Origin of the sequence: Streptomyces aurantiacus, assembly GCF_027107535.1 — a bacterium.
Lineage (GTDB): Bacteria > Actinomycetota > Actinomycetes > Streptomycetales > Streptomycetaceae > Streptomyces.
The window spans coordinates 4,121,054-4,143,626 of sequence record NZ_CP114283.1; the positions used below are offsets into that span (position 1 = coordinate 4,121,054).

General features: G+C 70.9%; 22 protein-coding genes. 8 read left to right on the top strand and 14 right to left on the bottom strand.

The window, feature by feature from the left end; all coding sequences use genetic code 11:
* Positions 1-137: 137 nt before the first annotated feature.
* The 3 genes from O1Q96_RS20040 to O1Q96_RS20050 form a co-directional block, all read right to left on the bottom strand.
* The gene (locus O1Q96_RS20040) at positions 138-1,397 is read right to left on the bottom strand and encodes a saccharopine dehydrogenase family protein (protein WP_269249513.1); all 1,260 of its coding nucleotides are present in this window, start codon (positions 1,395-1,397) and stop codon (positions 138-140) included.
* A 182-nt stretch (positions 1,398-1,579) separates the two neighbouring features.
* On the bottom strand, positions 1,580-3,862 hold the full coding sequence (gene secD / locus O1Q96_RS20045; RefSeq protein ID WP_269249514.1) for a protein translocase subunit SecD: 2,283 nt from the start codon (positions 3,860-3,862) through the stop codon (positions 1,580-1,582).
* Between the two features lie 63 nt (positions 3,863-3,925).
* Positions 3,926-4,390: a hypothetical protein gene (locus O1Q96_RS20050; RefSeq protein WP_269249515.1), complete on the bottom strand. Its 465-nt coding sequence runs from the start codon at positions 4,388-4,390 to the stop codon at positions 3,926-3,928.
* Positions 4,391-4,809: 419 nt separating this feature from the next.
* Between O1Q96_RS20050 and O1Q96_RS20055 the strand changes: the two genes are divergently transcribed.
* The 3 genes from O1Q96_RS20055 (at position 4,810) to O1Q96_RS20065 (ending at position 7,159) form a co-directional block, all read left to right on the top strand.
* The gene (locus O1Q96_RS20055) at positions 4,810-5,175 is read left to right on the top strand and encodes a peptidoglycan-binding domain-containing protein (protein ID WP_269249516.1); all 366 of its coding nucleotides are present in this window, start codon (positions 4,810-4,812) and stop codon (positions 5,173-5,175) included.
* Between the two features lie 196 nt (positions 5,176-5,371).
* Positions 5,372-6,022 carry a peptidoglycan recognition protein family protein gene (locus O1Q96_RS20060; RefSeq protein WP_269249517.1) on the top strand — a complete coding sequence of 217 codons (651 nt, stop codon included), beginning with the start codon at positions 5,372-5,374 and terminating at the stop codon, positions 6,020-6,022.
* 126 nt (positions 6,023-6,148) lie between these two features.
* A complete protein-coding gene (locus O1Q96_RS20065) occupies positions 6,149-7,159 on the top strand; it encodes a winged helix-turn-helix domain-containing protein (RefSeq protein ID WP_269249518.1) in 1,011 nt (336 codons plus the stop codon).
* Between the two features lie 90 nt (positions 7,160-7,249).
* Here O1Q96_RS20065 and O1Q96_RS20070 read toward each other — a convergent pair whose 3' ends face one another.
* The 7 genes from O1Q96_RS20070 to O1Q96_RS20100 form a co-directional block, all read right to left on the bottom strand.
* Positions 7,250-7,666 carry an outer membrane protein assembly factor BamB family protein gene (locus tag O1Q96_RS20070; protein ID WP_269249519.1) on the bottom strand — a complete coding sequence of 139 codons (417 nt, stop codon included), beginning with the start codon at positions 7,664-7,666 and terminating at the stop codon, positions 7,250-7,252.
* Positions 7,663-8,922, bottom strand: coding sequence for a vWA domain-containing protein (locus tag O1Q96_RS20075; protein WP_269249520.1), 1,260 nt, complete (start codon positions 8,920-8,922; stop codon positions 7,663-7,665). The genes O1Q96_RS20070 and O1Q96_RS20075 overlap by 4 nt, the downstream gene beginning before the upstream one ends.
* The gene (locus O1Q96_RS20080; RefSeq protein WP_269249521.1) at positions 8,919-10,181 is read right to left on the bottom strand and encodes an AAA family ATPase; all 1,263 of its coding nucleotides are present in this window, start codon (positions 10,179-10,181) and stop codon (positions 8,919-8,921) included. The genes O1Q96_RS20075 and O1Q96_RS20080 overlap by 4 nt, the downstream gene beginning before the upstream one ends.
* Before the next feature lie 53 nt (positions 10,182-10,234).
* Positions 10,235-11,695, bottom strand: coding sequence for a hypothetical protein (locus O1Q96_RS20085; RefSeq protein WP_269249522.1), 1,461 nt, complete (start codon positions 11,693-11,695; stop codon positions 10,235-10,237).
* Positions 11,696-11,910: 215 nt separating this feature from the next.
* Positions 11,911-13,419: a HEAT repeat domain-containing protein gene (locus O1Q96_RS20090; RefSeq protein ID WP_269249523.1), complete on the bottom strand. Its 1,509-nt coding sequence runs from the start codon at positions 13,417-13,419 to the stop codon at positions 11,911-11,913.
* Positions 13,420-13,559: 140 nt separating this feature from the next.
* Positions 13,560-14,096, bottom strand: a complete 537-nt coding sequence (locus tag O1Q96_RS20095) for an HAD domain-containing protein (protein WP_269249524.1) — start codon at positions 14,094-14,096, stop codon at positions 13,560-13,562.
* A gap of 200 nt (positions 14,097-14,296) precedes the next feature.
* Positions 14,297-15,148 carry a class I SAM-dependent methyltransferase gene (locus tag O1Q96_RS20100; protein WP_269249525.1) on the bottom strand — a complete coding sequence of 284 codons (852 nt, stop codon included), beginning with the start codon at positions 15,146-15,148 and terminating at the stop codon, positions 14,297-14,299.
* Positions 15,149-15,264: 116 nt separating this feature from the next.
* Between O1Q96_RS20100 and O1Q96_RS20105 the strand changes: the two genes are divergently transcribed.
* Positions 15,265-15,858 (top strand): DUF6328 family protein, encoded by a 594-nt coding sequence (locus O1Q96_RS20105; protein ID WP_269249526.1) that lies wholly within the window; start codon positions 15,265-15,267, stop codon positions 15,856-15,858.
* Between the two features lie 118 nt (positions 15,859-15,976).
* Here the strand turns inward: O1Q96_RS20105 and O1Q96_RS20110 are convergent, their stop codons facing one another.
* From O1Q96_RS20110 to O1Q96_RS20120, 3 genes are all read right to left on the bottom strand, one after another.
* Positions 15,977-16,402 (bottom strand): hypothetical protein, encoded by a 426-nt coding sequence (locus O1Q96_RS20110; RefSeq protein WP_269249527.1) that lies wholly within the window; start codon positions 16,400-16,402, stop codon positions 15,977-15,979.
* A 73-nt stretch (positions 16,403-16,475) separates the two neighbouring features.
* Entirely contained in the window at positions 16,476-16,985 is a 510-nt protein-coding gene (locus O1Q96_RS20115; RefSeq protein ID WP_269249528.1) for an SRPBCC family protein, read from the bottom strand.
* A gap of 155 nt (positions 16,986-17,140) precedes the next feature.
* Entirely contained in the window at positions 17,141-17,635 is a 495-nt protein-coding gene (locus O1Q96_RS20120) for a GNAT family N-acetyltransferase (protein WP_269249529.1), read from the bottom strand.
* Positions 17,636-17,806: 171 nt separating this feature from the next.
* Between O1Q96_RS20120 and O1Q96_RS20125 the strand changes: the two genes are divergently transcribed.
* From O1Q96_RS20125 to O1Q96_RS20140, 4 genes are all read left to right on the top strand, one after another.
* Positions 17,807-18,547: a class I SAM-dependent methyltransferase gene (locus O1Q96_RS20125; protein WP_269249530.1), complete on the top strand. Its 741-nt coding sequence runs from the start codon at positions 17,807-17,809 to the stop codon at positions 18,545-18,547.
* Positions 18,548-18,827: 280 nt separating this feature from the next.
* Positions 18,828-19,730: a hypothetical protein gene (locus tag O1Q96_RS20130; protein WP_269249531.1), complete on the top strand. Its 903-nt coding sequence runs from the start codon at positions 18,828-18,830 to the stop codon at positions 19,728-19,730.
* Positions 19,731-19,858: 128 nt separating this feature from the next.
* Positions 19,859-20,272 (top strand): peptidase inhibitor family I36 protein, encoded by a 414-nt coding sequence (locus tag O1Q96_RS20135; protein WP_269249532.1) that lies wholly within the window; start codon positions 19,859-19,861, stop codon positions 20,270-20,272.
* Between the two features lie 471 nt (positions 20,273-20,743).
* Complete coding sequence (locus tag O1Q96_RS20140; RefSeq protein ID WP_331276051.1) at positions 20,744-21,967, top strand: acyltransferase family protein; 1,224 nt, start codon at positions 20,744-20,746, stop codon at positions 21,965-21,967.
* A 64-nt stretch (positions 21,968-22,031) separates the two neighbouring features.
* Here the strand turns inward: O1Q96_RS20140 and O1Q96_RS20145 are convergent, their stop codons facing one another.
* Positions 22,032-22,499: a winged helix-turn-helix transcriptional regulator gene (locus O1Q96_RS20145; protein WP_269249533.1), complete on the bottom strand. Its 468-nt coding sequence runs from the start codon at positions 22,497-22,499 to the stop codon at positions 22,032-22,034.
* Positions 22,500-22,573: the final 74 nt, after the last annotated feature.

Below are 22,573 nucleotides of genomic sequence, written 5' to 3' on the forward strand. Positions count from 1 at the left end.
GTGGAGTGTTTACGCCATTGAGGCTCGATTGGATACGCATGTCACCCGGGTACGCGCCGACGGGTGTGTCGGCACCGGCGGTGCGGGGTCGTACGAGCGGCGGCGTAGAGGGGGGACCGAGGCCCGGCAGGCGGGAGTCAGGGGGCGGGGCGGACGGTGCCGTTTCCGGGCGGGACGGTGTCCTCGCGCATTCCCCACGGGGAGCCGTACTCGGTCAGCAGGTCGAGGAACGGGCGGGGAGGCAGCGCCTCGGGGCCGAGCACGCCGCTGCCGTGCCAGGCTCCCGACGCGATGAGTTCGAGAGCGGCCACGGGGTTGATGGCGGTCTGCCAGACCACGGCCTGGGAGCCGTACTCGCGCATCGACCACTGGTTGTCGACCACGTGGTAGAGGTAGACCTCCCGGGGGCGGCCGCTCTTGGTTCCCTTGACCCATGTACCCGCGCACGTCTTGCCGTGCATGCGCTCTCCGAGGCCGGCCGGATCGGGCAGACAGGCGGCGACCACGTCCCGCGGGGAGACCATGGCCTTGCCGGTGCTGCCGTTCACGGTGACCGGATCGGTGCGGTCCAGGCCCAGTTTGTGCAGGGTCTGGAGGACGTCGATGAACTCGTCGCCGAGACCGTACTTGAAGGTGACCCGCCGGGCCTTCAACCACCGTGGGACCAGCAGCACTTCTTCGTGTTCGACGTTGACGCACTCCACCGGCCCGATGCCTTCCGGGAACTCGAAGATCTCCGGCTCGCTGAAGGGCGGGGTGGTGAACCAGCCCCGTTCGGCTTCGTAGACCACCGGTGGGTTGAGGCATTCCTCGATGGTCGTCCAGATGCTGAACGACGGGGCGAAGTCGTATCCGTCAACGACCAGGTTGGCGCCGTCACGGATGCCGATCTCCTCGATCTCGTCGAAGAGGAAGTCGGCGGCATAGCGGGCGAAGACGTCCGACAGGCCCGGTTCCACACCCATGCCCACGAGCGCGAGCCGGTCCGCCGCCTCCCACTCGGCGGACCGGGCGAACTGCGCGTCCCCCAGCTTCACGCCGCACTCCTGGTAGGGGCGGGTCGGGTGCGGCCGGGACAGGGACATCGCCATGTCCAGGTAGTGGGCGCCATGGGTGAGTGCGGCGTCGAACAGCGGCAGTACGAAACGGGGATCGGTGGCATTGAGCAGGACGTCACAGCCATGCTCGGCGAGGGCGGCCCGTACGCCCGCGGTGTCCGAGGCGTCGAGCCGGGCCGCTGTGAACCGGTGCCCCTTCTCCCCGAGTGCCGCGACGGCCGACTCGGCCCGTGCGGGGTCGTGGTCGGCGACGACCATGTGCTCGAAGAAGGGGCGACGCGCCGCGATTTTGGTGATGGCGGTGCCGACGCCTCCCGCTCCGACCAAGAGGACTCGCATGGCGCAGCGCTCCTTCGTCCCGCTGTCGGCGTCAGCGGAAGACACCTCCCACTGCCCGTTCGGTGGGCCAGGACGATAGCAGTCGGACTGCCCGGTGCGAGGGCACTGATCCGGGATGTCGCACCGGGCGCGAACGACTGCGTACGACCAGGTCGCAGGTGGAGTCCGGTTGTGCAGTGTCCCTACGTCACGGCTGCGCCGCGTGGGGCTGGTTCATGCGTGGGGCCGGGCGGCGGGGAGCTGCGGGCGTGCAGTTCGATGGCCAGGGGTGCCGCGGTGAACATCGAGGAGTAGGTGCCGACGACGATGCCGATGAGCAGGGCGAGCGCGAAGTCGGTCAGTGAGTCGCCGCCCAGCAGGGTGAGGGTGGCGAGGATGAACACCGCGCCCATTCCGGTGTTCACGGTACGGGGGAGGGTCTGCAGGATCGCCGTGTTGGCGAGGCCCGAGAAGCCTGTCCTCCTCTTGTCGGCCGACAGTTCCCTGATGCGGTCGAAGACGACGACGGAGTCATTGACCGAGTATCCGATCACGGTCAGCAGCGCGGCGAGGAACACTCCGTCGATCGGCTTGCCGAGCCAGGCGAAGACGCCGACGAGGATCAGCGCGTCGTGAGCCATCGCGGCGACCGCGGACGCGCCGAAGGCCCAGCGGAACCGAACGGCGAGATACAGCAACTGGGCCGCGAGGGCCGTGGCGAGGGCGATGAGAGCTCCCCGGCGCAGCTCGTCCCCGAGGCTGGGGCCGATGAGCTCGTCGCGGACCTTCTCGGCATCGTCGGCGAGGTCGCCGATCGCCGCGTCCACCTTCGCCGCCTCCGCGTTCGACAGCTGATCGGTGCGTACGGTGAGGCCCCCGTCCCCGGAGGTCTGCACGACCGCGCGGGGCAGACCGGCATCGGCCAGAGCGTCCCGGGCACGATCGGCGTCGACCGGCGCGGAGGCGGAGTATTCGAGGAGTCGTCCCCCGGTGAACTCGACGCCGAAGTTGAGCCCTCGGACCGCGATGCCGGAGGTGGCCAGGACGAGGGCGGCGGCGGACGCGGCCAGCCAGACGCGCCGACGGCGCATCAGGTCGGGATTGCGGCGGACGAGCCAGTCGCGGACCCTTCCGGTGTCCGCGATGCCGGTCAGTCGTGGACGGTTTCGTACGGATCGTCGGGCGACCGCGTAGTCCGCGAGGACACGCGTGATCACCAGGGCGCTGAGCATGGATGCGAGGACGCCGATGCCCAGGGTGACACCGAAGCCGCGGACGGGCCCGGAGGCGAGGAAGAAGAGCAGACCGGCGGCGATGAGCGTGGTGATGTTGGAGTCGGCGATGGCGCTGAAGGCGTTGCGGAATCCGGCCGTGAGGGCGGCGCGCAGGCCCCTTTGCCGACGGGTCGCGTATTCCTCTCGGGCGCGTTCGAAGACGAGGACGTTGGCGTCGACCGCCATGCCGATGGCGAGGACGAATCCCGCGAGTCCCGGGAGAGTGAGGGTGGCGCCGAGTGCGGCCAGCGCCGCGTAGGAGATGACTCCGTAGCAGGCCAGGGCCAGGGCGGCGAGGGCGCCGAGGAGCCGGTAGACGCCGATGATGAACAGCGAGGTCAGCGCGGTGCCGATGACGGCGGCCCGGGCGCTGGCCTCGATGGCTGTGGCGCCCAGGGTGGGGCCGACGGTGCGCTGCTCGACGGTCTCGACCGGTACCGGCAGTGCGCCGCCGTTGATGAGGAGGCCCAGTTCGCGGGCTTCCTCCCGGCTGAAGGAGCCGCTGATCTGGGTGGACCCTCCGGTGATGCCCGTACGGCAGGCGACGGTGGAGGTGACCTGGGGGGAGGAGACGACCTTGTCGTCCAGGACGATGGCGACGCGGCGGGCCGGGTCGCCGGCCGGGTGACATGCCGCCTCGCCGGTCAGCTCGGCCCAGGCGTCGCTGCCCGCCCCCTTGAAGCTGACCCCGACGTACCAGCCGACTCCGCCCTGCTGGTCGATGCGTGCCTCGGCGCTGTCGACGTCCGCGCCGGTGAGCGCCGAGGGGCCGAGGCGCACGGGCTGTCCGGATTCGTCGGGCAGGACGCGGCCGGCCGGGCCGTCGGACCGCGACCGCGGTGAGGACTCACCGGTGTCGGCGGTGCCGAGGACCGGGTGGAAGGCGAGTTGGGCCGTGCGGCCGAGGACGTCGGCGGCCTCGCGCGGGTCCTGGACACCGGGAAGCTCGACGATGATCCGGTTCTCTCCGGAACGGGCGATGGTGGGCTCGGCGACGCCGAGGGCGTCGATGCGGTGGCGCAGGACCTCCAGAGTTCGGTCGGTGGCCGCGGAGTCGGCCTCGGCGGTGGGGGAGTCGCGGGTTTCCAGCACGATTTGTGTGCCACCCCGCAGATCGAGTCCGAGACGGACCGGCACGGTCAGGGTGATGTACAGCGAGAGGGCGAGTACGGCCAGGGCGAAGAACGCCCGCACGCGGATGGCGCGCGTCAAGAGTGCCTCCAACAGGCATACCGCAGCCTCGACGAGGGTGCGGTGGGGATCGACTGGGTGACGTCAGATACCTGTGGGAGACGGCGGGCCGCGCCCGCTGTGGGACGCGGAGGGCTGGGGCGGTGTCGGGGCGCCGGGGGCGAGCGGCAGCTGGGGCCCGGGCTCCGGCAGGCAGAGTCGGGGCCCGGGTGGTACGGGCACCCCGCCGGGCGACGGGACATGCCACTCGCCCAGGGTGGTCCGGCCTACGCGGGGTGGTTGACCGCAGTCCGTCGTGCACGCGTCGTCGGTGCTGCTACGGGTGTCGACGCCGGCGGCGGCGCTCCTGGCCGGGGCGACCCCTCCGGCGCCGGCCGGACCGTGGTGCACGGCGGCCGCGACCGGTGTCGGCGTGCCCGGGGAAGCCTGTGCGGAGCCGTTCTGCAGGCCGAGTACGCAGAGGAGAGCGAACAGGGCCGCCAGCGCCATGCTGGTGACGGGCGATCGCCCGCCGCTGTGCGAGGAGGCCGCACGCGTCGGCTGTGCCATGCGATGCCTCCTCCTCACCCTGTCCGTACTCGAAGGGATCACTGTCGACGGGGAGCGGAACCATCTGGTCCGCTCATGGGCGGGACCGCCACAAGTGACGGCCCTTGAACAGACAACGCACGGGAGACGCACAAGGTTCGCCCGGCGGAGCGGTACGACCCACCGGATTCGAGTCCTGCCGGAAAGGTGTCTGACCTGCGGGTGCCGACAAGGCCGACAGATGCACCCACATGCCCTCCCGGGTTCTTCGGCATCCCCCGGGCCCGGCCCCTCCCGTCCGGCGGCGGGGTGTGCGCCGTGGCCGTCTCGGGTTGCCTGACCTGCCTTCTTTCGCCCCAGTCGAATCTCATAGACCGAACGTCGTGTTCCCGAGCAACCTTGGTTTCGTCACAAACCCCACACGCATCGGGAGACACGTCGTGCGCACCCACCGCTTAGCACTCCTGTGCAGCACCGCCGTACTGGCCGTCGGAGCGACCCTCGTGGGCGCGCCCACGGCGAGCGCCGCGGTCGCCGAGCCCCACTGCAACTACATCTCCGACACGGCGCGGCCCACGGTCCGCCCCAACGACGAGGGCAACGCGGTCCGTCAGGTGCAGTGCCTCATCAACACCTACAGCGCGTACCCCGGCTGGCTCGACGTGGACGGGGACTACGGTCAGGACACCGCGCAGGGCGTCTACTGGGTGCAGACCTGCAACGGCACCGCGGGCGGTGCCGACGGCATCGTGGGATCGAGCACCTGGAACCGCCTCTACAACCCCAAGCCCGCCTGCGCCCTGTAGCGCCGATCTCTCGTCCCACCGGCTGCCCGCTCCCCGTCCGAGGGGCGGGCAGCCTCGCCCGGACCGGACGCCCCCACAGGAGGATCACGCGATGACGGCCTCGAACTCCGCAGACGCTCAGAGCACGAGCACGGCCCGCCCCGTATCACGACGCGTGTTCCTGGGTGCCGTCGGAGCCGTTGCCACACTGAGCGTCGTGCCGCACACACCCGCGGCTGCCGCCGCGGCCGCCGCGTACACGCTGCTGTCGCGTGGGAACTGGGGCGCGGACGAGTCCCTGCGATACGCCGCCGACGGTACGGAGATCTGGCCGCCCGAGTACTACCCCGTCCAGACCCTCACCGTGCACCACACCGCCGACGGGAGCACCAATCCGGACCCGGCCGCGGTGGTACGCGCGATCTACCGCAACGACACCGTCGGCAAGGGCTACGGCGACATCGGCTACAACTTCCTCATCGACAGCAACGGCCGGGTGTACGAAGGGCGTTGGTCCGGAACCGACGGTACGGCCGCACACGACGCCGAGGGACGGCTCGTCACCGGCGCGCACGTCCAGGGGTACAACTCCGGGAACGTCGGAATCGCCCTCCTCGGGACTCTGACGGTCACGCCCCCGTCGACCGCCGCACGTACCGCCCTCGTCCAGCTCCTGGCCGACCTTGCCCAGCGCCACGCGCTCAACCCCACGGGGAAGGTCCTCTACCGCAACCCCGTCAGCGGAGCCAGCCGCACCTCACCTGTCATCGGCGGTCACCGCCACTGGGCGGCCACCGACTGCCCCGGCACCGTCTACGCGGACATGCCCGCCATTCGCGAAGAGGTCGCCGCCCTGATTCAGGGGTGACATCTCAGCGCGCACCGCGCCGACCCCGCCGTGCGTGCCGGAGGATGATCCGTTCCAGTCATTGTCTTCAGGACTGCGGCGCGGCATTCTCTGCCGCATCGGACAGGAATCACGCATGGGGGGACCGTGCTGCGTATCCATTTCACGGCGGAGGATCTCTCACGAACGCGGCTCGCCGCCCGGCCCGATCCCTTATGGGAGATCGCCGCCAGCCTGCACCGCCTACAGTCCAAGCGCGGACGCTGGGCCCACGCCGCCTGGTACCGCGACGCCCGCGCCGCCATCGCCTCGCAGCAACTGGGCGCCGTGGTACGCACACTGCTGTTTCCGCTGTTCCCCCGCGCGACGTACTTCCCCGACTTCCTCACACCGGCCGAGGGGGACCAGGGCCTCGGAAGCGGACTCGACGCCATCCTCGACACCCCACCCGACCGGGTCCGGCACGAGATCGGGCTGCTGGCGCAGGTGAGGAAGGTGCCGGCGGACATGTACCGCCTCGCGGACAAGGACGTCCGCGCTGAACTGGTCTCAGCGCTGCGCAGGTACCACAACGCCGCCATCGCGCCCTACAGCGACCGCATGCAGGCCCGCATCGACGCCGAGTGCGCCCGCCGAGGGCGCGACCTGCTGCACGGCGGAGCGGAAGGCCTGCTCGGGGGACTGGGGCCCGTCATGCGCTGGCGGGCACCCGTCCTCGAAGTCGAGTACGTGGGCGGTGTCGATCGTGACCTCCACCTGGGAGGCCGCGGCCTGCGCCTGATCCCCTCGTACTTCTGCTGGCAGAAGCCGGTCTCCTTCGCCGACTCCAACCTGCCGCCCATGCTGCTGTACCCACTGACTCCGACCGACCCCGCGCCCCAGCCGTGCTCGGCCGAGACGCCACTGTCGGCACTGCTCGGGCGCACCCGCGCCGCGGTACTGCTGGCGATGAAGCACGGCGCCACCAACGCGGAGATCGCCCGCGCGGTCTCGGTGTCGCCCGCCAACGCCAGCCACCACACCACCGTGCTGCGCGATTCGGGACTCATCGCCAGCCACCGTCACGCGAACACCGTCCTGCACACCCTCACCCCGGTCGGAGCGGCACTCCTGCGCCTCCCCGACCAGGACCGGCGGAGCACGATGCCGGACGACTGACGGGACCCGGCGTGCGGCGCGGGTCCGCGCGCCTCCGGCCAGTACGGGAGCGGGCCGGGGCAGGCCCGCCCCGGCCGACAACTCTTCGGGTCAGCCTCCGATCCGCGGCAGAAGAGAGAAGATCCTGCCGCGGTTCTGGGCGACCAGCACATCCTCGTAGAGCAGGATCTGGGGTGCGTCCCTGAAGCTGGGGCCTGGTTCGCCCATGTCGACGTGGCCACGCCAGACCTGCTCACCCGAGTGCAGATCGAGGCCGGACAGCTCTCCGGTCGGGCTGAAGAAGTACACGACCCCCTGCCCCGCCGACACCACGGGAGACGCGATGGCCGACACCGTGTCACTGTCGGGCATCCTGATGCCCACCGGGCCGGTCCACAGGGTCTTTCCCGTGGTCAGCGAGTAGGCCGAGACCCTGCCCTGCCAGGAGACGGAGATCAGACGGTCACCGACGACCTCCGAGGCGGCCACGTGCCTGTCGGCCCGGTAGGAGTGCGCGGTCTGCTTCACCGAACGGCGGGCACCGAGCCGATCTCCACCACGCGAGCCCAGTCCGGTGGCGAATCAGGGACGTACTCGGGATCGTCCTCGTCCCACGCGCCGGAGCCGTACGGCCGGGGGAACAGGCCCACCACCGTCCGGCAGGACGGCCGGGTGCTCGGCCAGGGTGTCTGACCGTCCGTCAGGACCACGACGACATCCGGCCGGGGCCGGGTACGGAGTGCCTTGGTGAAGCCCGTGCGCAGGTCCGTGCCCCCGCCGCCCAGCAGCAGGATCCCCTCCGCACGGCACAGGGGCTGTACCACCCCGGCGGCCGCGTCACACGGCAGTACGGAGACCAGGTCGCGGCGGCCGCCGACGGCACGGGAGATCGCGGCGACCTCACGCAGCGCACTGCCCAGTTCGGCGTCGCTGACCGACCCGGAGGTGTCGATGACCACGGAGACCCGGGGAGGCCTGCGTCTGAGACTGGGCAGCACGGCGCCCGGCACCCCGGCCGAGCGGCGTGACGGCCGGCCGTAGCTGTAGTCCTGGCCCGCGCCGGAGCCGGAGGTCGCCGAACGGATCGCCGCACCCAGCAACTCCCGCCACGGCTGCGGGGGTTGGAACGCCTCCTCCGCCCATCGCTGCCAGGCCCTGGAGGCGCGCCCCGGACGGCCCTTGATGCCCTGGGCCACCCGGAACCGCACCGCGTCCCGTTCCTGCGCACTGAGGCCGTGCGCGCCGGCCGGCCCCAGCTCCCACTCCCTCTCCAGACCGTCCGCCCCGCTGCCGCAGTCCAGCCAGGTGTGACCCTGGGTGCGCGGTCCGAGCCGGAACTGCCGCAGATAGTCCTCCATGAGGGCTCCCTCGGGCAGCCCGAGGGAGCCGGGGTCGACGACGTCCCGGGGGCGGACCAGCCCATCTCCGTACACGTCGTCGTTGATCTCGCAGTCCGCTGCGATGTTCATCCGAAGTCGTTCCCCGGCTCCGGTCAGCCCGCGTTCCTTCGCGACCCTGTCACTGCGACCGTGGTGGTCGCGCAGCAGGTGCGACACCTCGTGCACCCACACACCGGCCAGCTCCTCCACCGGTGTGCGGTCCACGAACGCCGGTGAGACGTAGCACCGCCAGTGCCGGTCGACGGCCATCGTCGGCACGGACGGAGACTCGACGGTGTGCAGGGCGAAGAGCGCCGTCGCCAGGTAGGGCCGGGCCCGGGCCGCCTGCAGCCGGGCGGCGAAGAGTTTGTCGAGGTCCAGGGCCCCCGTCGGTTCCGGGATCACCGGCCGGCCTTCGTGGCGGCGGTGGCCCGGGCCGCCGCACGGTCTGCCCGCCGGGAGATGGACACCGCTCCGGCGAGACGTTCGATCGACGCCGGAACGTCCCAGTCCTGCTGCCGCAGCGAGGCGAGCGTGGTCGCGGGGACGACCACGAGGTCCGGGGCTCCGGTGTCCAGCGCCCGTACCAGGAGTGCCCACGCGGCGTCCCAGCGCGCCTTGTCCGGACGTTTGCGGACGGCGGCCACGACACCGTCGAGCACGGCTTGGCGCAGGTCTCCGCGTTCGGGCAGGGCGGCGGCCGCCGGGTCGGCGAGCAGCAGTTCGGGGTCCGGGAGGTCCATGCGGTCCAGACCGGCCAGGAGTTCCAGACCGGGACCGTCGCCCACCGTCCCTCTGACCAGCAGGGAGAGCACCTCCCGGGAGGAGCCGGCCGCCGTCGCGAAGGCGATCAGGCACAGGGTCATCTCCCAGCTCCGCGGCGACGGCCAGGGGCCACCCCGCCGCGTCTCACTGCTGGGCAGCCGGTGTACGAGCCCTGGTCGGGCGGAGAGAAGCTCGCACACGGCACGGCGGGCGAAGCTCACGGCCTCCGGCAGCCGCTCAGGATCCAGCCGGGGCAGCGTGGCCCGCGGCCAGGTGCCGCCGAGGCCCCGCACCACCACGTCGTGGTCGTGGGTCCACTGGAGGTGGACGAACCGGTTGGCCAGGGGTGGGCTCAGCTCCCAGCCGTCGGCAGCCGAGGACCGCGGATTGGCGGCGGCCACGATGCGTACGCCGGGCGGCAACCGCAGGGCGCCGATCCGCCGTTCCAGTACCAGGCGCAGCAGTGCGGCCTGGACCGCTGGAGGTGCGGTGGACAGCTCGTCGAGGAACAGCAGCCCCCGGCCTGCCCTCACCAGACGGACCGCCCAGTCCGGTGGCGCCATGGGGACGCCCTGTTCCGCGGGGTCGTCGCCGATGACGGGCAGCCCGGAGAAGTCCGACGGCTCGTGCACGCTGGCGATGACGGTGGTCAGGGGAAGGTCCAGGGCCGCGGCGAGCTGGGTCAGGGCGGCGGTCTTGCCGATACCCGGCTCGCCCCACAGGAGGACGGGCAGGTCGGCGGCGACGGCCAGGGTGAGTGCTTCGAGCTGGATGTCGGAGCGCGGTTCGGTGGCGGTGTCGCGGAGTCGGGCCAACAGGGCGTCGGCGACGTCGAGTTGGGGGAGGTGAGTCGGGTCGGAGGGTGCGGTGGGCGTGGCGAAGGTGCTGGGAGTCGGCATGTTGGGTCACCTGGGGTTCGTGGAGGGGCGGGCAGAGGGCGACACACGGCGTGTCAACGGGCGGTCGCGTGCCGTGGGTTGGAGCGGTGGTCCCGAGGGCGAGAGGGACCCGGGCGTATGCCGCCGGGCCCGGGCTGGGTGAGGTCCGCACGGAAGAGCCCGTACGTGACGCGCCGCCGCGCGGCCGCTTCGAGTTCGTCCCGCAGTGGGCCGTCGCGCAGCAGGGCGTCGGGGCCCAGGAGATTCTCGACGACGGCCAGGGCCCCGGCGATGTCACCGTGCTGGAGGCGCTCCCGGACACCGGTGAGGCAGTCGGGACGGCGGTGTGCGGTGTCGATGGCCTGGAGACAGGGGAGTGGCGTGCCGGTGAGTTCGGCCAGGAGTTCCTCGCGGCGGATCTCGACGGGGTCGTGGTCCATCGGGGACAGGACGCCGTCGACCAGGCCGATCCGGTGGTGTGCGCCCCGGCACAGGACGAGGTGCGGTGGTCCGGGGCTGCCCGGAGTCCGAGGCGGGGCCGGCGGTGACTGGTTCGGCGCCCGTGTGGAGGCCCGCGTGTCGTCCGGCTGCGCGGAGGCCGGTGCACGGTCGGGTGCCAACGCCGAGGCGACCAGTGGGTGCAGCTGATCGGCCCGGACCGCACCGCTGCGGATCAGCTCCAGGTCGGGCAGCGTCCAGGTCGCCGCGTCGGGCAGGACCGGCAGGTCGGCGGCCATGCCGGGGCGGGATGCCACCTCGACGGTGAATCCGGGTGACCCGGACCCCTCCGCTTCCGCGGCCAGGTCCAGAAGCAGCCGCTGCCGGGATCCCACCCGGACGGCGACGGTACCGGCGGACCGGCCTTCGGCCCCGAGCAGGATCCCCGCCTCGGCAGCCCACCGGCCGACGGCGCAGTCGCGATCCCGAGGTACCCGGTCCAGCACCTCCGGGTTCACCAGGGGCTGCCCCTCGCCGGGTGGTCGGTCGGCTCCCGAGCGGGCTCGCAGCTCGTCGCTCCGGCGGGCATCCCACAGGTGACGGTGCAGATCGAGGCGGAACCGCCGGTTCGGACGGGGATGCGGATGGCGGCGGCTGCTCGCGTCGGCACGGGATCCGTCCCAGAGGGCGAGGCTGGCGCGCTGACCGGCATCCGCCCAGGCGGGTGCCGTCCGCACCACCAGGTACGTCGTGCCCGGGCCGTCGCGTTCCAGGGCGTCGTAGCGCGTCAGAGCGATCGTCAGCCCTGGGCGCAGCAAACCGTGGGGAGCGATCCTCGGCATGTGCCAGCGCAGCAGGTCGGGCGCCAGGTGACGTAGATCGTCGCGGACCCGGGCGGCCAAGTCCCGGCCATGGGTGCGTGCCAGGGACCGCAGATCGAGATCGACGTCGACGTTCGCGGCGGCGCACGCCCCTGCCCAGTCGCCGGCGCGGCGGCGAGCGGTCGCGGTGTCGATCATGGAGGGCGGCACGGCGAACTCTCGCACGCGCGACCAGAAGGAAAGGCGGGCATCCTCGTACGCGGTGTCAGTGAGCATCAGCACTCACCTTGCGCGGACGGGACCCCCATTCTGCCAACAGAGTGAGTCGTCATCGCGAGCGACAGTACCGCTCTCCCGTCGGCATGTCAGATGGTTTTCCGTGGGAGCGTATTTAGGCCACCGGGACGGTCCGTGACTGGTCCGGCAGGCCCAGGCGGTCCACCCAACCCCGGCCGGGTACCGTACCGCTCTCCTCCGCAGGGCTGCGGCAGTCAGTGGATCCAGCCGTAGGCAACTGCCTGGTGTGCGTCGGCGGCGGCTGAGCGCACCCGCGGGGACGGGTCCTGAGCGAGAGTCAGGAGCCGGTCGCGCACCGCATCGCCGACGGGCGGGAGCGTCAAGCCGACCGCGACCCACTGCTTGAGACCGTGGGCGGCGCTGTGGCGGACGGGCTCCTGGTCGTCGTCGAGGCCCCGCACCAGGCGGCGCAGGTCCGCCTCCGTGCCGTAGGCGCCACGACCGGGGCCGTCCAGGTCCTCCGGGACGAGCAGGGAGAGGGCGGCGGCCCGCACCTCTACGGCGTCGGAGGTGTCGGCCAGGCGCCGGAGGGCCGGCAAGGCCTCCGCGAGCCCGCTGAGGGCGTTGGCGGTCCGCCAGGTGGAGTCGCTGTGGCTCGTCAGGCGAGCGACCAGTGCCCGGGCCACGGGGCGGCGTTCCCAGAGGTGGAGCCCGTAGTAGACGCGTGAGCCCAGACCGTCGACGGCGCCGGCCTGCGCGTCGGGGTCCGGATCGTCGAGCAGCGGGAGCAGCAGCCATACGGCGTCCCATCGTCCGCACGCGCCGATGGCTTTCGCGGCGGCGGCACGGTTCGGCCCAGGAAGCGACGTGTCGTCGATGACGCCGCGCAGGTGCTCGACAGCGGCCCCGGTGTCCACCTCTCCCAGTACGCCGGCGGCCGCCGGGCCGGCCACGGGGTCGCGAAGCCATCGAAGTGCCGCGCCGACCATCCGCTGATCGCTGTGCCGTTCCAGGATGCCCAGCAGGTTCAGTGCCACCGAAGAGTCGCGTTCGGCGTCCAGGGCGGCGGTCAGGGCGTCACGGACCCGTGGCGTCTCCACGTCGGACAGCCGGTCGGCCACGGCGACGCGTACCTCGGGGGACGGATCACGCAGCCCCGCGAGCAGCGAGTCGAGCAGTCGTTTGATGCACCGGCGTGGCAGCAGCGTCAGTGCCTCCACCCGGATGGCGCCGTCGCCCTCCCGGGCCGCCCGGATCACCTCCGCCTTCACGGCCCTGTCGTCCCTCAAGCGGTAGATCAGACTTCGGGCCCGTCCCCACACGGCGCCGTCCTGATCTCCGAGCAGCCTGACCAGGGCCGGGACATCGCCGGGGATGCGCATGGCTGTCAGACCGACCAGAGCGTTGATACGAAGGTGGTGGTCGGGATCACGGAGCAGGTCCGCATAGGCCTGCACGATCTCGTCACCCCGGAGGTCCAGTTTGAGCGCGGCCAGTGAGGCCGCGCGGCGTACCCACGGATCCCTGTCGGCCATCAGGAGCGGGAGCACCCTCTGACCCGCTTCCGGTACCCCGAGCCGGCCGAGGCCGATGGCTGCGGCCTCGCGTACCTCGGGTACCGGGTCGCCCGCCGTCTCGGCGAGTCGCCAGGCGTGCTCATGGCGTCCGATTCGGCCAAGGCCCTTGGCCGCTGCCGTGCGGCGCCGCACGTCCGGTCCTGCCAACTCCCTGAGGAAGAAGGCAATCTGGTGTTCCGTTCCCATGACGCACCCCGGAAGGGAAGACCACCGAGCCGCTCGGAGGTTGTACGGCCGTGGTGGACCGCCCCGCCCCTTCGGCCTGCCCCGGTGACAGGTCATGGCGGCTTTCGGCCACCGGTACCCGTCCCTGTGAGAGCCGAGGATCACAGCGCGCGGGCGAACGAGCCGAGGACGGCGAAGTCGCTGTCGCGCAGCCCCACTCGGGCGTCGACGTGGTGGAGGAGCGCCGGGCCCTGGTGGTGCGAGGCGACGAAGGCGCGGTCGGTGTCGTCGAGGTCGTCGTCGATCCAGGCGAACGGCCGGCCGTCGGCGTGTGCGACGAGGTGCCGGGTCTTCCAGAACGTGCCGTCCGGGTGCGTCTCGTGCGTCGTGGGCCACTCCACGACCGGGAGCAGCGGAAGACCGATGACCGGCCCTATGTACGTGTTGGCCTCAGCACCCCAGGTGGTGGCCCACACCAGGTCGTACTGCTCGCCCAACTCCCGTAGGCGGGAGCCGTGTTCGGGATTGAGCCACACCCGGAGCGGTTTCACGTGGCTGCGGGGCGTGCCGGGGTGCTGGGCGATCCAGCCCTCCGGCTTCATCCGATGGGTCACATAGCCCTCGGGCCGCCGGTGCGGCTTCGCGGCATAGGGATTGAGCGGCCCGTCCACGTCCAGGTAGAGCAGCGGTCGGTTCATCACGCCGATGCCCCCTTCCCGGCAAGCCGTGCGGTGGTGTGAGCGTAGGCCTGCCACTGCTCGTCCCTCACCGGATCTGTGTGTGCCCCGTGTAGCTGATCCCCACTTGGGCAGACAGGTATGTCCGCCGCCCTGGTCCGTCGCTGAAGTCGGCCGACCGGCAGTCGAGAGCCTTTTGCCGGGCAGGTGCCCGGACCTTCCTACGCGGCTCCGCCCCAGGTGGCGGTCACCAGCCAGAGGCGGGCCGTCAACCGGACGCCGGTGTCCGACTGATAGGGGCGGAAGGCGTCGGTCGCCGCTCGGCGGGCGCGCTGTGTGGCCTGCGGGTCCGCGTCCCGCAGCCAGTGCCGCATGGGTCCCCACCCGAAGAGGAAGGAGGCGGCGTCCTCAGCGTCCTCGCCCCACAGCTGCGGCCGCTCGATGGCGGTGGCGTCGGCATCGGCGAACCCGGCGTCGCGCAGCACTGCCGTGGTGCGTGCGGGGTCGGCGAAGGAGGCGGGACCCGTGCGCGTCTCCTTCGCCAGGTCGGGCAGGGTCACATGCTCGGCGACGGCGTCGAGGACGACGGACTGTTCCATACGGCTGAAGGCCTGCGGGCAGACGAAGGCGAGCCGACCGCCCGGCCGCAGAGCCCGCCCGATGTTGGCGAACGCGGCCACCGGATCGGCGAAGAACATCACGCCGAAGCGGCTGACGGCCACGTCGAAGCCCGCCTCCGGGAACGGGTACACCTGGGCGTCACCCCGCACGAAGGAAACGTTGGCGAGTCCCTCCTCGGTGGCGCTCGCCCTGGCCCGCTCCAGCATGGGAGCGGACAGGTCGACGCCGAGGGCGCCGGCTCCGCGGCGGGCCGCGAGACGCGTGAGGTGCCCGTTGCCGCAGCCGATGTCGAGGACCGTGTCCGGGTCCTGGATGCGGCCTGCGGCCAGAAGGGGTTCGTTGGCCGCGTCATTGAGATTGTCGTAGCGCGCCTGATGGTCGGCCCAGTGCGTGCCCTCATAGCCGTTCCAGGCCTCGGCCTGGTGCGTGTTCACGATTGCCTCGTCCGTCATGCGTACATGGTGACGCCCCGCTGTTCCCTGCCACCAGCCAGGCCCTGGGCTTGTCACAGGCCATGCGGGGTATCTGGAAGTGCCCGACGTACAGCACCCCACTTGTGGAGGACATCATGGCCGTGACGGACCGATCCGCACCCGCGGTTCCCTCCGAGGACGGAGAGGCCGCGCCGAAAGGTTCCGCACGCCCCGGAGAAGCCTTCACTGCTCGCCAGACCCAGCAGGACACCCACGAGCAGGTGGAGACGCCGGCGGAGCGGGTGAACCGCCGCTGGAACGAACTGCTCCAGGAGACCCGGGTCGCGCAGACCGGCGTACAGATCCTCTTCGGCTTCCTGCTCAGCGTGGCCTTCACTCCCGGATTCCAGGACCTGGGAACCATCGACCGGACGATCTACGTGGTCACCGTCGTCCTGGGCGCGGCGGCCACCGGGTCCCTCATCGCCCCGGTCTCGATCCACCGCTTCCTGGCCGGCCAGCGGATGAAGGAGGAACTGGTGGAGACCGCGCACCGGTTGATGATGTTCGGAATGGTGCTGCTCGCCCTCACGATCGGCTCCACCCTGCTGCTCATCCTGCGCGTCGTCCTGCCGGGGATACTCGCCGAGATCCTCGTCACCGGGGTGATGCTGTACTTCGGCGTGTGCTGGTACGCACTGCCGCTCTGGCTGCGACAGCGCTCGTCCCGCAGGGGAACCGCCGCCTGAGGGCCGACTCGCGAAGACCGGGGTGCCGACTTCCGCCGTTTCGCGCCCACTTCACCCGTGGTGCCGGTTTTCCCGCGCGGGAAGAGTGGGTGAGCACCCTCGTACGGCTGAGCCGGTGTCACGACCCGATCGGCAGCCAGAGTTCGATCTGGTCGTGCCGGCGGTAGAACTCGATCAGTGGCCGCGCCTCATCGGCCGGCAGCATCGCCTGCAACTCGGCGACCCCCTCGGCGATTCGCCCGTAGATCTGAGGAGGGTCGCCGACCAGGCGGCCCCGTAGGTACGAGCCTCCTGCCAAGCAGCCCGACTTCAGGCCCAGGAGGTCGGGGGCGTCGTGTTCCTTGACCGGCGTACAGACCGTGTAGGTGTTCCGGCGTTCGTCGACCTGCGCGTACATCTTGCGTCCACGCAGGCCGACCAACTGCTCGAACGACGGCCAGAGTTGCTGAATGCAGGTCAGCTCGTCGGCTGTGGCCCGCTGCATGACGGTGACGTCCGGTCGCTCGATGCGATCCGGCGGAGCGGGAAATACCGATGATGTCATGACCCGCATACAAGCGTTCGGCACTGACAGTCACCGGTGCGCGGTGATCTCCCGCCTCGCGGCGGCACTCGCTTCAGGGGCGCGCCGTCGCCTCGAGTTCCTTCTTGAGGTTGCTCAGGGTCCTGTCGATGTTGGCGGTCTGAAAGGCGGCGAAGGTCCTGCCACCGGTGACGGCGCGGTCGAACACGTTGACCACGGGCGTGGGCCAGGAGCGCCGGTCGTCGATCCAGGTCTCCGTCACCAGGGTGGCGTCACCCTGTGCCTCGAACGCGTACTCCCATGTCGCGATCGGAGCCTTCAGGCGCGGCTGCTTGAGTCCGATCGCGTGGACGCGGAAGGCGAAGCGGCGGCCGGGGTCGGCTGAGGTGACCGTGCACCGGGTCGTCCAGCGGTACCGGCCGCGCTTGTTGCGCCCGTCGAAGACCATGCCGACGTGAGCCGGTCCGTCCCCGCCAAAGACGGACGCGCCGAGGTTCTCGGGGCTCCAGCGGCCCATCTGGGCGGGTCGGCTGACCTGGTCGTACACCGATGACGGTGACGCCTGGACCAGGATGCTGCGAGCGACGGTGAACGTGCGGGGCATGGGCGCTCTCTCCCTGGGCGCTGAACCTACTGGCAAGTAGGGACACTACCCCGGGTCGGTACGCCGGTGATGGGGATGCGGGAACCGATGGGTTCGCGGTCCGGCCGGGGGTCCGGCCCGGCACGCGGACACGCCTGCCAGGGCCATACATGCCCTCAGGGTCCGGAACCGTCGGCGGGAATGAGGAACTCCAGCTCGGGCCGGTCCCACGCGACGGCGGGCGGGGTCGCGGACGCCGTGCCGACGCGCACCGCGCCCACGCTGCGGTAGAAACCCTCTGCCGGGGGATGCGACACCACCCGGACGCGGTCGAGCCCGGCGGCGCGTGCTTCGGTCTGCATATGGGCGACGAGCAGCCGGCCGACGCCACGGTTCTGTGACTGGTCGGCGACGAACATCAGGTCGAGCTCGGGTGGGGCGAGGACGAGCGCGTAGAACCCGAGAACGTGGCCGTCGCCGCCGTCGGTGGCTACGAAGACGCGGTGGGACTCGATGTAGTCCGGGCCGACGCGGTAGCCCGCCACCATGGCCGCGTACTGCCCCTCGTAGGCGCGTGAGCCGCGCACCAGCCGGGTGAGCCGCTTCGCGTCCCGCGCGGTGGCTCGCCGTACCGAGATCGACCCACTCCCGCTCGTAATGCTCCGTTCCATGCTGGGAGTATTACGTATCCGATGACGGCGTCGTGCAGTGGGTGCAGACGAAGGGCGAAGGCCGTCCTCCACCACCACGTGTGAACGATCTTGTCCGTGTGGGCTCGACACCGCCGACCGGCAGTGAAAAGGAGTGGTACTGCGGTCTCGGTGCCCCATACCTTCGCACGCATGGCTGACGAGTGCTTCGGACATCCCCGGCTCGCCGCGATCTACGACCCGCTCGACCCCGATCGCAGCGATCTCGACGCGTACGTCCGCATGGTGGAGGAGTTCGAGGCGCGGCGGGTGCTGGACATCGGCTGCGGGACGGGTGTTCTTGCCCTGCTCCTGGCCGATCGAGGCATCGACGTAGTCGGAATGGACCCCGCTGAAGCCTCCGTCGACGTGGCCCGGAGCAAGCCGGGCAGCGGACGGGTGCGCTGGATCTGCGGGGAGGCGGCTGCGCTCCCGGCGCTCCAGGTCGACCTGGTGACCATGACGGCGAACGTCGCTCAGGCCATCGTCGATCCGGCGAGCTGGCAGCAGACTCTCCGGAGGTCCCGTGAAGCACTGCGCCCGGGCGGTCTGCTGATCTTCGAGACCCGGGATCCGGCCAGGCGTGCCTGGGAGGGATGGAAGCGCGAGTCCTCGTACTCCGTGACGGACATCCCGGGCGTTGGCCCGGTCGAGAGCTGGCTCCAGGTGACCGATGTGAGTTTGCCGCTCGTGACGTTCCGCTCGACGTACGTCTTCGCCGCGGACGGGCAGGTGCTGACATCGGATTCGACGCTGCGCTTCCGCGGGCGGCAGGAGGTCGAGGCGGACCTGCTCGCGCAGGGTTTCGCGATCCATGGCGTTCGAGACGCACCTGACCGTCCCGGCCGGGAGTTCGTGTTCCTCGCACGGTGTCCCGCCGCCCCTTCGGTGTGAGCCGCCGCGGCCGGCTGCGGATGCAGAAGGCTGAAACCCCGGTCCAGAGCCCTCGGAGACCTTGCCCGCACCCAATTCCGTGGTCCCGTACGGTCCTGGGCGGGCTTGATTCGGGTGAGGCCGAAAGTGCGTGCGCTGCTCCCGGGATCATCTGCACACTTCGATCGACCAGTGGGGCAGGGCGATCGGGGGACGAGTGTCCAGGAGAAGTGGTGTGCGTGCCGGCCGGGCGACGGCGCGCAGCCGAACGACCGGGGTCCTCGGGAGGTCCCTGCGGACCATGGTGGCCGCACTGCTCTGCTCGGGGTTCGCCGCGGGATGTTCGGCAGGTTCGTCACCGGCTGCGCCGGCACTGGCCGACGCGGAGCTGCGAACCGAACTCACCGGCGACGAGAAGGCGCTGCTGCACCTTGCCGAACAGCGGCTCATCGCCGACTGCATGGACGAGCAGGGCTTCCGCTACGTCGTAGAGGAGCTGCCGCGGTCGTCGACCTCTCCGCGTGCCGCCAGCGCCTCCCGCCAGGGCGACGTGGCCTGGGCCCGGGCCAACGGCTACGGAACCGCACCGGGTGACGCCGCTTCCGGTCAGGGGAAGCGGGCCCTCGGCCCGAACGGCCGGTACATCGTGTCGCTCACGCCCGAGAAGCAGCGGGCCTTCTCCCGCGCGCTCGACGGCACCAATCCCTCCGCCGTGTCCGTCGAAGTGCCCACGCTGGGCAGGGTCTTCACGAGCGCCGACGGCTGCCAGGCCAACGCCCGTACGCGGTTGTACGGCGACCAGGCCCGCTGGGTCCGTGCCAAGGCCACGGTCACGAACCTCCGTGCCATCACGCGCGAAAACTTCTCCTCCGACCCGGAGTACACCGCCGCGCTGAGCGAGTGGCGCTCGTGCATGGCCGAACGGGGGCACAGCGCTCGTACTCCCGCGGAAGCGCGCCGTACAGCCCTTTCGAAGCGCGCGCCCGCCGCCGGCGCTGCCACGGTGTCGGCCGGCGAACGCCGTACGGCCGTCGCGGACGCCCGGTGCAGCCGGTCGACCCGCCTCGCGGCGGTCACGGAACGGGTGGAGGAGCGCCACGTCCAAACGGCGGCACGCGGGGCCCAGCGAGGTGCGGCCGAGGACTACACGGTCGCGGTGACCCGGGCTCTGGACCTGGCACAGGAACCGAGGAAAGCCGGCTGATTCCTCCCTCCGCGACCGACCTCGTTCACCGATGCGCCGAACCTCCTGCCGCCCACCAGCCCTGTCGTACGACAACGCACCGCACTTCACCTTGCTACAACTCACTCCACCTCGAAAGGGAAACAGCCATGCGTAGATCCAGATTCGCCCTGGCCATGAGCACGGCCGCCGCCGCCCTGGTCGCGCTCTCCTCCGCTCCCGCCCATGCCGACCCCACCTGGTACAACGGCTCCGTCCCGGCGGGCTGTGAGTCCGGGGCGCTGTGTGTCTACCGGCACATCAACTTCGACCAGGGCGGCTGGGGTGTCGCCAACTTCCACCACACGAACGCGCGTTGGGTGGACACCAGGAACGCGTACATGGCCAACAACGACTCGTCCTGGTTCAACAACGGCACACCGGACGTCCCCAGTTCGGTGGTCGTGTTCGGCTACCAGGCGTTCGAGGACCGCCACTTCTGCCTCGACCGTGGCTGGGGCAACAGCTGGGACCCGGACGCCAACGACGACGGCGAAGCGAATTGGTGGGTCAACGGCTGCTGATCCGCCCCGCCCGCCCCGCCCCCGTCGTGCTTCCGGGGGCGGGGCGTCGTCGTTCCTCCGCCGGAATGCGCGGGGTTGCGCTCCCCCTTGGGACTCGGTGGGCGAGAAGGCCTGGCGGTGTGGCATCACGCGGAACGTCGGGTCGCCGAAGGGACGTCGGAGCGTCGTCGGGCGGCCGGGAGACCGAGCGCGATCCGCGCTGGGAGGGGCGACGGTTGCCGGAGGCGCGCCGACCCCTTCCTTTTCGCGCTCGAACGGGTGCAGTTGAGGTGGCGCTGGGGCCGTGGGCGAGGCCGCGTCGTTGAGCCGGAGTCAGGACCCGCTCATGGAGGCCGCCCTCCCACTCCGTCGCGGAGGGGACCGCCTGATCGGGAGGTCCTGAGTTCCCCGCTCGACACCTCACCTCTAGGACCCGGTCCAGGCATGGAACCCCCACCCTCTGTCCCGCCTCCCCAGAAGCGAGCGCCCTCCGTGCCGCCACGGCCACCGGAGCCCGGCACCTCGGCAGGTCCGGCGAGGTGGGGCTGGCTGGACGCGTTGCGCGGCATCGCGGCACTGGTCGTGGTGTTCGATCACTCCTCGTACGCCTTCATGGCGGACTTCCGGCGGGAACTGACGCCGCAGTTCAACACCAGCCGCTACGGCATCATGGTGTTCTTCCTGGTGAGCGGCTACATCATCCCCGCCTCGCTGGAGCGCCGGGGCTGCGTCCGGACGTTCTGGGCCGGACGGGTGTTCCGCGTCTACCCGTTGTGTCTGGCCGTCGTCGCCGTGGTCCTCGTACTCGACGCGCTGGGCGTTGCGGAGATCCGTGATCTCGACGGGCGGAGCGCTGCCGTGGTGGCCGCCGCCCATGTCACCCTGCTTCAGGAACTCCTGGGAACGCGCAGTTTCCTCCTCGTCCTGTGGACGCTCTCGTACGAGATGGCGTTCTATCTGCTGGTCGTCGCCCTTTTCACCGTCCGCTTGCATCGGCGGTCGGCAGCGGTCGCCGTCACTCTGGCCGGCCTCGCCGCCGCGAGCGCGACAGCAGGGCTCACCGTGCGGACCTCTGCCCTCTCCGTCGCGGTCGGTACGGGACTGCTGATCACGTTGGCTTCCATCGCCATGTTGGGAGCCGTCTGCTGTGCGAGCGCCAGGTCACCGGTGCTCCGCGTGTCCGGGGGTGTACTGGGAGGGGTACTGGCGCTTGTCCTGGTGCCCTGCAACGGCACGGTCCCCATGTGGGAGGGCCTGGTGATCCTCGCCGTGATGTTTTTCGGCACTGCCGTCCACCGGGCCGAACACGGGCAGAGCACCTGGCGGTGGGCAGCCTGCACCGCCGTCGTGGTGATCGCCTGCGCCGTGGGGAGCGCGTACGGACACAGCGGTGAGGCGCCCTTCAGCAGGCGCGGCTGGATCGTGGCGTTCCTGCTGGCCGTGCTGACGTTCGGTGTCGGGCTGGCATCGCGGCGTCGGCGGGTGCCGCACTGGCTGATCGGACTGGGAGTGATCAGCTACTCCGTCTACCTGGTCCACCCGGTGCTGCTGGCGGTGACCTACGGCACGATCGGCCGGTCGCAGCGCGACAGTCTCCTGCTCGAAGCGGCGTTCTTCGCCGTGCTGCTGCCGGTGTGCGTGCTGACCTACCGATACGTCGAAGCACCGAGCCGTGCCTGGGGCCGGAAGCTGGCTCGCCGGGCTGAGCCGCCGTGAGGGCGCCCCTGCCCCCGGCGTCCGAGCGCATCGGTCGTCAGAGCGCGCCGCCGGGGCCGCTGGATCACGACCGAGGGCGAGCTCCAGGTCCCAGACGGGCGGTGACTTCCCCGGGAGTGAGGGCGGAGTGCTCCGCTGAGCACTCGACGACGACGCGGACAGGAGCGTCGCAGTCGGTGTGGCGTACGTCCAGCACGGGGCCCTCGGGGCCCAGGGCGTACGTCTCGCCCCACTGACTCAGTGCCATCAGCGCGGGCCACAGGTCCCATCCCTTACGGGTCAGGCGGTACTCGTTGCGGGAGCGGGCGCCCGGCTCCTGGTAAGGGACGGTCTTGAGGATGCCGGTGGCGATCAGCTTCCGTAGGCGGTCGCTGAGGACGGCCTCCGAGAGCCCGATGTGCCGGTGGAAGTCGTCGAAGCGGCGGACTCCGTTGACGGCGTCGCGCAGGATCAGCAACGTCCACTTCTCTCCGACCACGTCGAGTGTGCGCTGGACGGGGCAGTTCTCCGTGCTCGCCTCAAGCCACTTCATCCGGTCATCGTAGAGCTCTGGCTTCTTCATTGACAGTCAGGTGCGCGCGCATCTAGCTTCATTTGTAAAAGTCA